A 15,238-nucleotide genomic window follows, 5' to 3' on the forward strand; every position below is an offset into this window, starting at 1 on the left:
TCAATAATCCTGAATGAATATTTGGCAGTGCCATCTCGCGACACTGCCCCATCTCATTGCCTTACCCATTCTCGCTACTGTGTTTAACTGATGGGTAAGGCTTTTTTATGTTCGATTTTCAAGCGCACTTAAAAATCAAACTGCACATAGACTGTATTGTAGTTACTTCCGCCTTTAATGCGCCCAAACTGGGATGCATTTTCAAAGATTGCAGATCGGTGATGCAAACTATATCCAAGCCATACACCGTCCAACGGCTTATGGTTGAAAACATCGCCCAAGTTCACATCAAACGAAAAGTCGAGATAGTTGAGCAGTTTACTCGGCTCATAGCCCTTGCGGTCCATTTCAGCCTGCTCAATGTATGTAATTCGGTTAACATAAGACAAACCCTCCGCCACACCAAAGCGCCATTCTACCGGCCAGGTAAAGGTGTAGTAGGCTTTTATCGCCATCACATACTCTTGGCTTGAGCTTTGGACGTCAGAATGCCAGTGCCAAACAAAACCCGGAGTCAGATAGATATCCAGCGGTAAACCAAACAACTCATCCGTTAGCGGGTGGCCATAGAACACGGAAGTCAGCTGATTGTTAAACTCATCCTTTTCGCCGTTACCCGTAAAGATATCACCCATATTCGATGGCGTTGCCCAGCCATGTGCAACACGCAAATATGGCTTATTGCCAATACTGGACTTTCTAGGCTTCTTGGCATCATTAAAGAAACCAAAGCCGAGATAGCCCTCACCTTGCCAGTTATCGCTGATCAGAGCCGCATCACGGGTATTACTATCAAAGTAGCGAGCATAAGCACCACCTACGATGTACAAATTAGAAGTGACATGGTAACTAAAGGCAGACCCTAATTTTACATCGACCCCAGAGTCAATATCTTCAAGATTTAAACCATAGTAATAACTGTTGTAATCACTGTCTTTCCAAATCAAGGATGCCTTGGGAAGGAATCGCCAATCATTGTATTGATAGTCGCCACCAATAGTGAGTTGCGAACTGAATCGGCCATCAGGGTCTGACAATAACTCAACATCTGTATAATAATTGTCATCCCAATGGTATTTATATTGCAGACCGTAATCAGCCGTGTCGCCGCCTATCTCATTCTGAAAAGAAGATGGTATATCGATAAAGTGCATTCGAACGAGGGCGTTAACTTCCCAATCTTGCTCACGGTATAAATTGAGCCCACCTTCAGTACCATTAATGAATAAGCGGTCCCCCTGATAAAACATCATTGGTACAAAGGTTGAAACCGTAGAATCCTCAACAACAGATTCGGTCGCATAGGGAATCGAAGCGCTCCGCATGACAGCAGCTAATCCCCACTTTTGTTCACCGTCTCTTTTTTGCCTTAAGTCATCCACAGAAATAAAACCGAGTGGCTTTTCATCTTCAATCGCTAGTGGTTGATGTTCTGTATCTGCGGCCAAGGCCGCCAGCGGCAAACAAGCGATGAATCCAAAATGTTTAGACAATCAATAACCCTCAAAAATAGCTGTAACTGTAATAATAGCTCTAACTTACTTATATATACCTGAAATTAAGTACATTATTGTCGTGTCAGGGTAAAAAAAGCATAAAAAAAGCCCGATTAAGATCGGGCTTTTGTAAAACAGTTTTAAGCATTACTGATGAGAAGCGATCTCTGCTCTCTTCAGTTCTTTAACACTCTTGCTAACTTCACGGCGTTCTTTAGAAAGCTCAGCACTGATGATGATGTGGTCATCTACACGATCTTCGTAATCGCCTTTCATGTTCTCAACGATTTCAACGATCTGATCATGTGTCATATCAGCTTTGATGTAATCAAGTAGGTTTTCAAGCAATTCAACACGCTTACGGTTGTCACGAATTTTACGGTCGTTGTCCAGGATCTCACGCTTTAGCTTGTTCTTACGACGAGTTTGACGAACTAGCTCTAGGATAGTGTTCATTGTTTGTCCTTATATGAATCTACAAAACCTAACTGCACCCGTTATAGCAGAAACTTGTATTGCCACTCAAGTCACATTTTGAGCAGTTAAACCAAAACTGGCTGCTTCCTTGACATATTTCAGTTTCAGTAAAGAATCGCCCTTTAGCTTTCAAGTCATTTTCTGCTTAACTCTTGTCATCACATAGGTATACATCTAACACATCACAAATTGATGAAATCAAAAAGTAAGACTTAGTTAAACTTGTGAGACTATTTCAGTCGCTGTTCAGGTTGACGGAAATCCTGTGAAAGTCACCACAATTTTCTTATTTTTTTATTTGCAATTAGCGCAATGCTGCCTAATCTTTGAATTGACCAGTAATGTTTGGCGTTGATACAGCTGTGACTTCTGAATCGCTTCATCTAGCAATACTTTTTGCAAGTCCAACTGGAGCAAATAGATTCAATTGTTACCTCGGTTAAATAGTATTGGCATATGTACAGATGTAAGTTATTCAGGAGACAACATGTCTAAAGCAACAGGTACCGTTAAGTGGTTCAATGAAGAAAAGGGTTTCGGTTTCATCACACAGGACAACGGCGGTGCTGATGTATTCGTTCATTTCCGTGCGATCACTGGCGACGGCTTCAAAACGCTAGCGGAAGGACAAAAAGTTAGCTTTGAAACAGAGCAAGGTCCAAAGGGTTTACAAGCGGCGAACGTAGAAAAGATTTAATTTCTTAATTCTCACTTGTACAAAAGGGCTGCTTAAGCCCTTTTTTACGTTTTAAATTAACCTCTTAGTTGCGCACATATTCCCCACATACAATTTTCCGTTTTATTTTCGACCTTTCACTCTAATTTGATGTCTAATCAACCAAAACAGCGATAAGCTCTTGTATACCCTCAGTAAAACAATGGTTTCAGCACAATACAAATCACATTTTTCAATATAAATGATTAAATTTTAAAGTATTTGCTTGCCACCCACCCTCTCGTGTGGCCTAATGTGCTTGGCCTGAAATGCAGACCTATTTATGCAACAAATTGAAATAGAAAACTTCGTTACACCGCTTCATCGAGCGACGTTGTCCTGAAGAGCTCAACATTCTTTTGTCCATAAGTAATTCATTATGATGGCTTAAGTACGCAACAAGCGTTAATTAAATTATTTTATTCAGGAGACATATTATGTCTAAAGCAACTGGTATCGTTAAGTGGTTCAACGACGAGAAAGGTTTTGGTTTCATCACTCAAGACAACGGCGGTGCTGACGTATTCGTTCACTTCCGTGCTATCGCTGGTGAAGGCTTCAAATCTCTAGCTGAAGGCCAGAAAGTATCTTTCGACATCGAGCAAGGTCAGAAAGGTCCTCAAGCTGCTAACGTTGAGCGCATCTAATTCGCGTTAACGTGAAGAATATCAAAAGGGTGCCTTAGGGCGCCCTTTTTTGTTTCCATCCCCTATAAACCTATCTTACAACACGAGTATTTCTTTCCGAAACCTGCCTGATGTAACATTTTTGAAATAAAACCAACAACTCATTTCCACCAAGCACGCTTTTACTTCCCGTAAACCATACACTGAAGCTAAGTTGTTCTGTTTTCAGGGATCCAAGCACATGGAAGAACATCAAGGTCTTCAAACACAGTCTATCCGTCGGCTTCTAATCACTGGCGCTATTGGCATTTTGTCTCTTTTACTCGCCTTTTTTATTACTGATCATGTTATCCATGATAAATACACACAGCTTCAGTCTTTACAGCACAAAATTATTGAAGCTTCCAATAGTATGTTGATGATACGTCGACATGAAAAAGATTACCTTGCCAGGGTAGATTCAGAATATTTATCAAAGATGGAAGACGCGTACTCTCAACTGAAATCAGAGTTGATAGACATTGATCGAGCTCTCGATAAACACGGCATAAGGACAAGCTATAGTAGCCAGCAAGCAATTGCCGATGTGGACAGTTATTACCAGCAATTTACTGCAATGAGTCACACCGTTCTGGATATATTCGGCGACAAAGGATCGATAAGCTTAATCGATCAATTAAAAGACACAGCGCTGACTTTCGAGCAAAACCTCATTGGTTCTAATGCCCCTGAAATTGATACCCTCACCCTCACGACAAAAGACTTGATGTATCAATTCTTCAGCGATTTTGACAGTCAACTACTGCCCGAAATAGACGAAAACCTCACTGAATTACAACGTTCTCTTGAAGGCTCACCTGAGCTACGTTTTTCGACCACCAGCTTCAATGAATTTAGAAAAGCTTTTTATATATTACAGCGTACATATAAAACATTCGGCTATTCACATAATGACGGAATGCATGGTGCACTTCGTAGTACCATTCACTCCCTTGAAGGTACGTTAAATGATCTATTTACCGAGACACCTAAACAGATCGCATTAACGATGCGCCAATATGAAAATTACAAAATGATGGTCGCTCTGGCCCTGTGTATCGCTATTGTTCTCGTTCTACTTTACGTTATCCGACAAACCAACCTACTGGAGCAAGACTTGATCAATGCCCGTGAGCATGAAAAGCAGGCGAATAAAGCCAAAAGTGCTTTCCTGGCGAATATGTCTCATGAAATACGAACACCACTCAATGGCATTCTTGGCATGACTGAAATCTTATCGGACTCAAAGCTCAGCGCCGTTCAAAAGGATTACCTGTCGACGATCAATGCCTCATCTCAAACGCTGCTTATGCTGATCAACGATATTTTAGATTTATCCAAAATTGAATCCGGCCACTTGGAAATTGCCCCGCACACCTGTGCGCTTAAGGAAATCGTTTTTGACACGGCGGCCCTAATTGCCCCCAAAGCACAACAAAAAGGGATCGGCTTAGTTGTTGACTTGGACACACCCCTACCCGACTACATCAAAGCGGATGAACAAAAAGTACGCCAAGTATTGATGAATCTTGCTTCCAACGCCATTAAGTTCACAGGCACAGGCTCTATTACTTTTACAGCCAAGCAAATCAGCCAGTCACCAACCCACACAGAGGTGTTCTTCTCCGTAAAAGATACAGGGATCGGTATAGATAATGACAAACAAGCCCATATTTTCGAGGAGTTTAAACAAGAGACCAGTCACACATCTTCACAGTATGGCGGAACCGGCCTGGGTCTAGCGATCTCTGCCAAAATAGTCGAAATGATGGGTGGAGAAATCCAGCTTGATTCGCAAAAGCATGTCGGTAGCACTTTCTCATTTACGCTGTCATTCCAGCATGACGAACAAACTATTGAGCAAGTCTCTAGTCTGCCGGTGATTTATTTAGCCGGAGAACACAATAGCTTACTCGTTAGTGAAGTACTTCGTTTTGGCTACCAACTGACTCGTTGCCACACCGTCGATGACGTCCTTACAGCAAACAAGCCAAACGCCATCATTGTTATCGATAAGCCTGATCTGCTACCTGAAGCCAATAGCACCCTGGCAGACTTCAGCATTGTTTATGTTCGCCAGAACGATGAGGTAGTGAATGACACAGCAAGTAATATTGTCACCCTGGTTACTGCGCCTCTCTTTGGATTGCGTTTAAACAATATGCTGAAAACCGCCTTTGTCGCTCAAAACCATGATTCTGAGATAACCGCAAATCCGACGAGCAAGGTCAACAATACCCCTGAGCCACCAGCTAACCCAAAACACGCCATTCTTATTGTTGAAGACAATAAAGTTAACCAGCAGGTTGTTTGTATTAATCTAAAGCGCATAGGTTTTGATTACTTGATTGCAAATAACGGACAAGAGGCGGTTTCTCTCTACCAGCAGCACCATAGCGATATAGGGCTGATACTGATGGATTGCATGATGCCGGTTATGAACGGGTTCGAAGCCACGCAGTCAATACGCGATTGGGAACAAGCGCAAGGCTTGAAGAAGTCGCACATTATTGCGCTTACCGCTTCCATTCTTGATGATGACATCCAGCAGTGTTTTGACTGTGGCATGGATGACTACCTACCAAAACCGTTCAAACGGGATGTACTGATTGAGAAGCTTAAAAAACAAGTTAACTTAAACCATCAAACGGCACTTATCTCTGACTAAACAGTTATTCTAAGCAGGCGAAAGCCTGCTTTTCTATTCATCCCCATAGATGCGCTGAAACTATCCAGCATACCTTTGAACTTGAAAAGTACCTCGACGCATTCCTATTGGGTGAAGAGGGTTCTGTCAGGGGGAAGCTTGTTATTACTCTTTAAGAAAACTGGTCATATAACCAATACAAAGTGTGAAAGACTAATGACATTAACTCTGCAACTGTTGCAGGCGAACTTTCAAAATAAAATCACACCTTACTCATATAGCGATAAAGCATAACTTATATCCTCCCTGTCATCTTAATTAGTTAACAGGGAAAACTATGCAACCTTTCTACAAAGCACTCTGTGCAGCCGCTGTTTCTGCTGCGTTACTTGCAGGCTGTAATAGCAGTAACTCCGACTCTGGAAAATCAGGCACTAACCCTGACCTGGATCGTACACGTATTGGCATCTTGACTGATACTCAAGGCGGTGGCGATGCTGTTGCCGTCAATCAAATGGAAGCGATCCTTGATTTGTACCGTGATAACGGCGTCAATATCGTCATTGCAGTTGGCGACCTGACCAACAGCAATACCGAGCACGAATACGAACAGTGGAAAGAGTTAGCTAGCCAATACTCGCATCAAATCACGTTCCTTCCACTCATGGGTAACCATGACCGTAAACCAGGAGATAACTATACCTGGAAGCGAATTATGGAAGAGTTCATCCCTAAAGATAACATCAACCATATGCCTGGCCGTCAGTACCAAACTTACGCTTATAGCCATGAGAATGTACTCATGGTACAAATCTCTGATCAGGATATGCCGTATGCCTACGATTGGGCCGAACAAGTCATCGCCAACAAAACAGATGGTATCGATCATGTCTTTGTTTCTAGCCATAGCCCTTTCGTGGGTCCATACCGTGGTGGTGTAATGATGGAGCGAGTCGTTGCCCGTTGGAACGATCAACGTGAAAACGACATGTATACCCGAGATCAAGAAAAGTGGCGCAAGCTGTTTACTGATAACGATGTCATTTTTGTCTCTGGCCATGACCATCAATACAGCCGCTCTGTTATTTGGGATAACGGTGCTGGTCCTGATACTCAAAGCTTCAATACGGAACCTTCTGCTGAGCCAAACCACCGTTTCTTCCACCATATCGTAACAGGCAACGCATCTGAGAAAGGTTATTACAACCGAGTCGGCGAGTTCGAACGCATTCAGAGCATGGTGATGTACAAAACTCGCTATGTGAGCCCGAAAATCCCAGATCTTGATGACCGTGCAGAGTGGGATCAGGAAATGATCGACCGTGATAGCGTGGCAACGGGTGACTTAATGGTGAATGCCTCATGGTTTGATATCAATGGTAAAGAAATCCAGTATTCAGCCTTCTATGACACCTTTACTCAGTCTTCAGATCTACTCACCAGTGCGGACTGGAAACTATTTGACCGCTTCGTTAGAACACCGCAACGTTGTGACAAGGTCGTCTATCCAACCAGTGTGCCTTTCTCTGCGACTTACTACAGCGCTGTTGATACCAACTACCGTACCGTCAATTGTTATTCCGAGAATGGCCACCGTGCTCGCCTAATCGATGGTAACAACCAAGTATTCAACCGTGTCGATCAGGCGCTTGAAGGAGCACTATGGATGGGTTGGACAGATGCAGATGCTATGGCTCGTATGTGGGATATCATGCTGACTAAACCAAGCATTCGCAGCTCGCAATCAGGCCCTGACGGTAAACCTTCAGATCGTGACTTTGTCGTAGACGGCCGTTCTGGCTTGAATTACAACCATGCTAAGCGTTTTGAAATCGATGAAGGCCGCATGCGCTGGTATCCAGCGACCTATGATATGAAGAAGCTGGTAAGCCTAAGCTGGTTAGAAGCCGATAAATCTACTGAGTCTGATATCTTGATTGTCAGCGGTATTCAGAGCCAGACAGGTACCTACACCAACGCCTTCGGCGCAGAAAAAGACATCACTATCGAGCCAGGTTGGCCGGGTACGTCAGCGGAGGATATTGAAGCTGATGGCGATCACAAAAACCTAAATGCCATAGAAAAACAACCTTTGGCTTATGATGGTTTGCTTGCCGAAAAATCCCCTAACCGCCTGAACGAATCCAGAAGCTGGATACTTGACGACTCAGTGCGAGCTGATGACTTCGTACTTGAAATGGCTGTACCTGAAGGTTTGGATACCGACAAGCTTACTCTAGCGATTGACGTAAATGGCGAATGGAAGCCTCTTGTTGATGACCACTGTATCAGCCAAGAAGCTTATAACAATGAGTTCCTCACTGAGCAGCCTGAAGATATTGCCGGACTAGGTTGTGATGAACAATGGACAGTCGGACAGTCAAACAACGCCTTCTGGGCTAAAGTGGACCAAGACGGTCGTTTTGCCCTAATCAAAAAATAACATTACTCAAGGAGAGGCTTTGCCTCTCCTCTTTAATACATTATGAAAAAAGCGTTCTTTACAACATTATTGGTCAGCCTACTTTCTGGTTGCTTAAATCAATCACAGCAAAGCCAACTGAACCCAACTGACTGGTCAGAATTAATACCCAATGAACAGCGTGAAACTATCCTTGCCCTCATTGAAGAAGAGCGAGCCTTTGCTAACGAGTACCATGATGATCTCACTGGTCCCCAGACACAATCGATGGGCATCGGTTTTGCCAATATCAACCAAGATATCGTTTTACAAGACGTTAAACTGGCAGGGTTTGTCGTACCGCTCGAGTGGGATGACTATGCAGTGACTGAGTTTTTACTTGTGCCCTATTTTGGTGCCTGTATCCATATGCCGCCGCCACCAGCAAACCAGATGGTTCACGTGAAGTATCCTGACGGGGTTGAAAATTTATTGCTACGCGATGCAATCTGGTTGGAAGGAACACTGGAAGCACAAGCAAAAGGCTTTGAAGAATTAGGCGAGGTAGCCTACACCATCTCAAACCCTTCTGTCAGCGCTTATTAGTACTTATGGAACACAACACTCTCACGAGGCCTTGTGAGAGTGTTAGTCACAAGGCCTCGGAGAGAAACGATGTAAAGGCAGTAGTTTTCATTAAAACACTAATAACCCCAGCCCAATGATCGTCCCGGATGCAAACAAGGAAATGATACAAAAGCCCATGATATCCTTAGCATTTAGACCAGCTATACTCAAGGCAGGCAATGCCCAAAACGGTTGGATCATATTCGTCCATGCATCTCCCCACGCAATAGCCATTGCCGTTTTAGCAGCAGGTACACCCAGCTCTGCACCAGCAGGCATCATTATTGGAGCTTGCACAGCCCATTGACCGCCTCCTGAAGGAACAAAGAAGTTAACAATACCAGCACTGATGAAGGTAAACAGCGGAAAGGTATATTCGTTAGAGATGCTAACAAACATATCAGACATTGCTCCAGCCAAAGATACCCCGTCCGGCCCTTTCGCAACCATCATACCCATGATCCCGGCATAGAATGGAAACTGAAGTAAGATACCTGTTGTATTTTTCGTCCCCTCAGCAACAGCTTTTAATAATCGTTTTGGTGTCCCATGCAATAGGATTGCAGTAAACAGAAAAATGAAGTTAACAATATTAAGGTTAAGAGCAAAACCATTCTCACTGAAATACATCACAATGTAAGTAAAGCCTAATAATGCCAATAAGCGGTTTACCCAGGGAGACTGCTCCAGTTTCTCGGCGGGGGTTAACTCTTTTTCTTCCTCTCTCTCCTGAGTGTCAGTTGATGACAATAGCTCTGGAGATATTGTTACGACTTGATCAGCTGATGGGTGCATAGAGCGATTCAATAATGGAATTGTAATCAGCATTGCTAACAGAATAACGATATTCATGCTTGAGAACAGCGTATCTCCGGTTGAAACAGGTGACAACACTGCACCAGCTGTTACAGATTCCAAATTGCTTCCCGATGCTAGAGCCAACGGAACAGAACCGGAAAGGCCTGCATGCCAGAATAAGAATCCAGTATATGCTGACGCGATGAGTAGTCGATAATCAACCCCTTTTACTTTGGCTGCAAGTTCACGTGCAAAGATAGCACCAACTACCAAGCCAAAACCCCAGTTAATCCAACATGCAATTGCTGAAACAAAAGTGACAATCAAAATAGCATGCCCTGGTGTTTTAGCTGTCATCGCAAGGTATGATAAGCCTCGCCGAAACACAGGAGCTGATGCCATTGCATGGCCAGTTACAACGACCAGAGCCATCTGCATAGCAAAAGTTAATAATGACCAAAAACCACCAGAAAAAGCATTGACCATTTGTAATGGGTTTTGTTGGGTCACCGGCATAGCAATAAGGAATACAGCAAAAGTGAGTAATGCGGCGAATAAGAATGGATCAGGTAAATAGCGTTGTACCAATGCGGTACATATCGTTGATAAACGCTGGATTAAAGTTGGTTTTTGATAGGATAGAGTTTCAGTAGCCATTTCCATCTCCTTCAGAATATGTCTACAACGTTATTAGGTATTATTGAGTTATTTCTCATTCATATTGAAGCTTAACGTCAGATAAATTGACACTTGTAAATTCAGGAACTGGATTTGCAAATTGTGGAAACTGTAACTTTATCTGGTTCTGATTGAACCCTATCCCGTTTTAACCAATTTTATCACCAGTGATAACTCACCTCGAGGCCCCATGCGTAGTGATCATCATACTCGCCCGCTATCCGGCCTCGAACAGGATCGTCACCGGTGTCTATTGGAGCTCGCCCGGTATCAAAGACGTTAATATTCACATCAAGCTTATTACCCGACGAGTACTGATATTGGATACCAGCCCCCAAGCCATAAATTCTATCTAAAGCAAAAGAAAAGCTGCGGTTCTCGTCACTAATGGCTTGCTGGGCATATAACCCACCTACTCGTCCAACTATACGTTCATTAATTGGAAACGACAGGCCAGCGGTAAACACCCAGTAATCTTTGTAGAGGTCATCAGGGGCAACGACAGTATTATCAACAATGCTGACTTCTGTAACACCAAACTCTGAAAAGTTGACCCAGATTGCATCGAAGGTCAGCTCCCAGTCATTTTCCATTTCATGGTAGACACCAAACTGGAACTGAGCAGGTACCTTGCTGGCAATACTGAGACTACTGATTGCCGCTTCGAGTTGCTCCCTTGCCTCATCGGGTGCATCTAAGCCGCTAATTTTGACATCCGGCTCGCTGTCTGCATCGGATTCAGAGTGCCAGTTAATACCAAAGCGAGTTGTCGGTGACCACTCAATCAACGCACTAAGCACCACGGCAACTCCCAAGCCATCAGATTCCACATCCAAATAACCGTCAGGCCGGTTAGGATTGCTGTTGGCAATAGCAGAGCTGATCTCCGAAGTGGTGTAGTTGACGTTTAGCCCAAGTCCTAATGAATAACGCTCGTTTAGGCGATACGCTAACGATGGACTAAGGCTAACTAAAATAAGGCTAGAATCCGTGGTGTAGTAGCGCCCAGCCCAATTACCACCGGTTGAAGATCCAAATCCAGAAGGAACTGTCAAAGCCACACCCGCTCGCCATTGCGGATCTACCACACGAACATAATAAATAGACGGAACCAAAATCGGGTCGCCGCTATCTGGTGCCCCACCGCTAACTGTTGTCAGGCTTTCATCAATGTCGAACTCCCCCAAGTACTGGAACAGCAGCCCAGAAATCACCAATGAGTGATCGTTAAGGCGAGTCATTCCTGCAGGCGTAAGATAAGCAGTTTCAGCGGTGTCTGCTGTAGCAAACAAACGGGTAAATGCTGGAGCAGCTCCATGAGCAGCGCTTATAAATAAAACCAAAACAGAGATAATTGCTCTTTTCACCCGCCAGCCCTGCTATTTATTGGAGTTAATAACTAAGATTAGCAGTGATATATCGCCCCTATTATTACTTACTCAGTTTTGAGCCAAGCTTATTAAATATAAGAACAACACCCCGTGCATTTTACAACTTTGAGAATTTCTCCTAGTTTTTTAACACTGTCTATTAAATATTATTGGGGCTTCCATATGATTCGGCCGGTACTGCCATTCGTCATGACAACCGCTTTTATCTCCAGTGCTTATGCCATAGAACCCATTCCAGCAGAAAGTGGGTTTTCCGGTTTCGTTAATGTCGGTGTCGGTGGAATGAGTGTTGAATCCAATACCTTGGCCAAGTTTGGTTCGGTTGATTTAAGCAACAACACAATAGACTCAATTAATAACTCTCCAAGTAGTGAAGACTCTGCAATACCGGTTATCGCCGCTGAAATTGCTTACACCTTTGCAGATACCCGCACACAAATCTTTATTGGTAACCAACTCGAAGACTATATCCGTTTTGATTTCTCGACGCTTGCCGGTGTCAGACAGGAAATTGGCAAAGCCGGTGTGTTGGGCGCAAGCTTGCTCTATACCCCAATGGCTACAGAAGTCTGGTCTGATCCTTTCCTGACCGACTCGCCAAGAAGGAAAACCGATCGTACCGCTAACGGTTACCGTCTGATCTGGGATCGGATGTACGGCACAGGCTTAGAACTCAGATACTCCTATCGTGAAGTCGATATTGATGACGAGCTAAGCGGTGTTTCACAAGGCTTAGAATCTGAGGACATTGCCTTACTTAACCGAAATGGTGATCTTCACCGCTTTACTGCGCAGTACACTTTTACATGGGACTCCCCAAGGCATCGCCTCGTGCCACTTTTCTCTGTCGTCGACCTCGATGCCGACGGTGATGCGATGGCTTATGATGGATACTCACTCGGCGCAAACTACATCTATTCAATTAACCGTTGGCGTCTAGTAACAAACGTATATATCTCAGAGCTGTCTTTTGATGAAGGGCACCCATTATTTGATGACAGGAAGATAGACAGCAGCCAATTTGGTGCTAGTTTCTCAGCCTTTTACGCCAGTCCATTTGGCTGGAAAAACTGGCTGGCAAACGGCACAGTGGCTTGGTTTGATCAAGACAGTGATGTCAACTTCTACGACTCCTCGGTTGGCTTGTTCAGTGTAGGGGTTCTCTACCGCTTCTGATTTCCCGATAACGAAGCCCATGGATCTTGCCGGATGACCTGATTTGATTCAAGTTATCCGGTAGTCGCCTTATTTCTATTATCAATATTTTGTTTAAACTGTTTCGTTAGCCCCTCTCATTATCAATCTTTTCTAAGCTGCTATTATTCATAGCGTTACCTCGCGAACCTGAGATTACTTCACCAAGGAAAACAGCAATGCAAAAAGTGATTCTTGTTACCGGCTCAACCGACGGCATCGGATTTGAAACAGCTAAAATGCTTGTCTCACAAGGCCACCATGTTCTTCTGCACGGACGTAATCCTGCCAAGCTCAAAGACGTGGAAGAGCAACTCACCAAGTTACACGGTAACGGAAAGTTAGAAACCTATGTGGCCGATCTATCTAAATTGTCCGATGTTGATGTGCTGGCAAAAGAAATCACTGCAAACCACAGCCATTTGGACGCGTTGATTAACAATGCCGGTGTCTACAATGCGCCTGTTGCAACCACCGATGATGGTTTTGATGTGCGCTACGCCGTGAATACCTTTGCTCCATACTTACTGACAAAAGCATTGCTGCCACTTCTAGGGCAAAACGGCCGGGTGATTAACCTCTCCTCTGCCGCCCAAGCAACGGTTGATGTGGCCGCGCTCGCCGGCGACAAACCACTATCAGCTGGTGACGCCTATGCACAGAGCAAGCTGGCGATCACCATGTGGTCTCGCAGCATGGGGCTAGCGCTGAAAGATTCAGGCCCGATGATTGCATCAGTGAACCCTAAATCACTGCTTGGCAGCAAAATGGTAAAAAGCGCATTCGGTATTGCCGGTAGCGATCTCAGTGTCGGGGCAGATATTCTGGTACGCGGTGCACTATCAGATGAGTTTGCCAATGCCCACGGCCTCTATTTTGACAATGATATCGGCCAGTTCGGTCAGCCGCACCCTGATGCACTGAACGATCAAAAAGTCCAAGCGGTGATGAAAGCAATGGACTCGGCACTAGAAAGATTCCAGTAAGTCATTTAAGACTTCACGACTAGCTTTAGCATGCGTGATACCCAAGCCCATGGCCTGATTAGGTCATGGGCTTTTTGTTTAGGCTTATGTCCACATCATTATCAAAATTTTCTATAAACTGATTCACCATTACCGACAATTATCATCATTAGCATAGGTTGTTATTCTGCTTCTACAATCAGCGCTCACCATTATCGAGCGTATAGCAATAGTAAGTTGGAGACTCCCTATGCATTACGAGGGCAAAATCTATCGTCCTTGGACAGAGGCAAATAGCGTATTGATCCAGACGACGTTAGGCTGCAGCATGAATCACTGTACCTTCTGCAATATGTTTAGCGACAAACGCTTTCGTATCCGTGATATCGAGGATATTTACCAAGACATTGAGTCAGCCAGGCGCTTTTATCCACATGTCGAGTCTATCTTTCTTATCGACGGTAATGTTATGGCAGCACGTACGGATTTCCTGCTAAAGATCTTCGAGAAAATCAAAGCAACATTTCCTGAGTGCCAGAAGATATCTTTGTACAGCGGGCTAAACGATCTCAGGCGTAAATCCCCTGCAGAGCTTAAAGAGTTAAAACAAGCAGGGTTAAGTATGGCCTATGCCGGATTAGAGTCTGGCGACCGACTGGTACTAGAGAAAATCAAAAAGCGCATGACACCCGAACAGGCGCTTGAAGGCATGGCACTAGCAAAAGAAGCCGGGATTGAAATGCTACTGTCGTTTATCTTTGGCTTGGGCGGACGTGAGCGCTCAAAAGAGCACATTATCGAAACCACAAAGCTGCTCAACCAAATGCAGCCTGAGCAAATAGCGCCAATGGCCTTGGCTATTCAGCCGGGTACGGAGCTGGAACAAGAAGTTAACCGTGGAGAGTATATATTGCCAACTCCACTGCAAATCCTAGAGGAAGAGAAGTACCTGCTGGAGAATCTTAATTTCAACACCATGTACTGGGGTGATCACGGTAACAACATCGTGTCTTTAAAAGGTATGTTGCCAACCTACCAGAAGCAATTCCTCGGGCAAGTTAACAATGCGATTGCCACCAACCCGATCACCCAAGAAAATGTTATTCAGACTTTTTCTTGGTAAGAACAAAACGCCGGCATTGAGTACCACACTCCATGCCGGCGTTTCTTCGTGTTCTAACTCT

The 15,238-nt window shown here is 44.2% G+C and carries 12 protein-coding genes; 8 read left to right on the forward strand and 4 right to left on the reverse strand.

Annotation, left to right across the window (positions count from 1 at the left end; all coding sequences use genetic code 11):
- Positions 1 to 128: 128 nt before the first annotated feature.
- Together ACXAD4_RS09960 and ACXAD4_RS09965 are read right to left on the reverse strand one after the other, a co-directional pair.
- Positions 129 to 1,388: a MipA/OmpV family protein gene (locus ACXAD4_RS09960; protein ID WP_475242751.1), complete on the reverse strand. Its 1,260-nt coding sequence runs from the start codon at positions 1,386 to 1,388 to the stop codon at positions 129 to 131.
- Positions 1,389 to 1,643: 255 nt separating this feature from the next.
- A complete protein-coding gene (locus ACXAD4_RS09965) occupies positions 1,644 to 1,952 on the reverse strand; it encodes a DUF496 family protein (RefSeq protein WP_475241047.1) in 309 nt (102 codons plus the stop codon).
- Positions 1,953 to 2,460: 508 nt separating this feature from the next.
- On the opposite strand from ACXAD4_RS09965, the gene cspE (ACXAD4_RS09970) reads away from it, so the two are divergent.
- From cspE (ACXAD4_RS09970) to ACXAD4_RS09990, 5 genes are all read left to right on the forward strand, one after another.
- On the forward strand, positions 2,461 to 2,670 hold the full coding sequence (cspE, locus tag ACXAD4_RS09970) for a transcription antiterminator/RNA stability regulator CspE (RefSeq protein WP_039461130.1): 210 nt from the start codon (positions 2,461 to 2,463) through the stop codon (positions 2,668 to 2,670).
- 455 nt (positions 2,671 to 3,125) lie between these two features.
- Positions 3,126 to 3,335 carry a transcription antiterminator/RNA stability regulator CspE gene (cspE, locus tag ACXAD4_RS09975; RefSeq protein ID WP_036830632.1) on the forward strand — a complete coding sequence of 70 codons (210 nt, stop codon included), beginning with the start codon at positions 3,126 to 3,128 and terminating at the stop codon, positions 3,333 to 3,335.
- A 220-nt stretch (positions 3,336 to 3,555) separates the two neighbouring features.
- Positions 3,556 to 6,021, forward strand: coding sequence for an ATP-binding protein (locus ACXAD4_RS09980; RefSeq protein ID WP_475241048.1), 2,466 nt, complete (start codon positions 3,556 to 3,558; stop codon positions 6,019 to 6,021).
- 316 nt (positions 6,022 to 6,337) lie between these two features.
- On the forward strand, positions 6,338 to 8,443 hold the full coding sequence (locus ACXAD4_RS09985) for a metallophosphoesterase family protein (RefSeq protein ID WP_475241050.1): 2,106 nt from the start codon (positions 6,338 to 6,340) through the stop codon (positions 8,441 to 8,443).
- A gap of 42 nt (positions 8,444 to 8,485) precedes the next feature.
- Positions 8,486 to 9,007: a DUF3299 domain-containing protein gene (locus tag ACXAD4_RS09990; RefSeq protein ID WP_475241051.1), complete on the forward strand. Its 522-nt coding sequence runs from the start codon at positions 8,486 to 8,488 to the stop codon at positions 9,005 to 9,007.
- 90 nt (positions 9,008 to 9,097) lie between these two features.
- On the opposite strand, the gene ACXAD4_RS09995 is transcribed toward ACXAD4_RS09990, so the two are convergent.
- Both ACXAD4_RS09995 and ACXAD4_RS10000 read right to left on the reverse strand, forming a co-directional pair.
- Positions 9,098 to 10,483 (reverse strand): short-chain fatty acid transporter, encoded by a 1,386-nt coding sequence (locus ACXAD4_RS09995; protein ID WP_475241052.1) that lies wholly within the window; start codon positions 10,481 to 10,483, stop codon positions 9,098 to 9,100.
- Positions 10,484 to 10,665: 182 nt separating this feature from the next.
- Positions 10,666 to 11,871: an OmpP1/FadL family transporter gene (locus ACXAD4_RS10000; RefSeq protein WP_475241054.1), complete on the reverse strand. Its 1,206-nt coding sequence runs from the start codon at positions 11,869 to 11,871 to the stop codon at positions 10,666 to 10,668.
- Between the two features lie 186 nt (positions 11,872 to 12,057).
- On the opposite strand from ACXAD4_RS10000, the gene ACXAD4_RS10005 reads away from it, so the two are divergent.
- From ACXAD4_RS10005 to ACXAD4_RS10015, 3 genes are all read left to right on the forward strand, one after another.
- Positions 12,058 to 13,071, forward strand: coding sequence for a DUF2860 domain-containing protein (locus ACXAD4_RS10005; protein ID WP_475241055.1), 1,014 nt, complete (start codon positions 12,058 to 12,060; stop codon positions 13,069 to 13,071).
- Positions 13,072 to 13,268: 197 nt separating this feature from the next.
- On the forward strand, positions 13,269 to 14,075 hold the full coding sequence (locus ACXAD4_RS10010; protein WP_475241057.1) for an SDR family NAD(P)-dependent oxidoreductase: 807 nt from the start codon (positions 13,269 to 13,271) through the stop codon (positions 14,073 to 14,075).
- Between the two features lie 229 nt (positions 14,076 to 14,304).
- Positions 14,305 to 15,177: a B12-binding domain-containing radical SAM protein gene (locus ACXAD4_RS10015; RefSeq protein ID WP_475241058.1), complete on the forward strand. Its 873-nt coding sequence runs from the start codon at positions 14,305 to 14,307 to the stop codon at positions 15,175 to 15,177.
- The last annotated feature ends 61 nt before the right edge of the window (positions 15,178 to 15,238 follow it).

Source organism: Photobacterium sp. AWH4_225 (assembly GCF_056158405.1).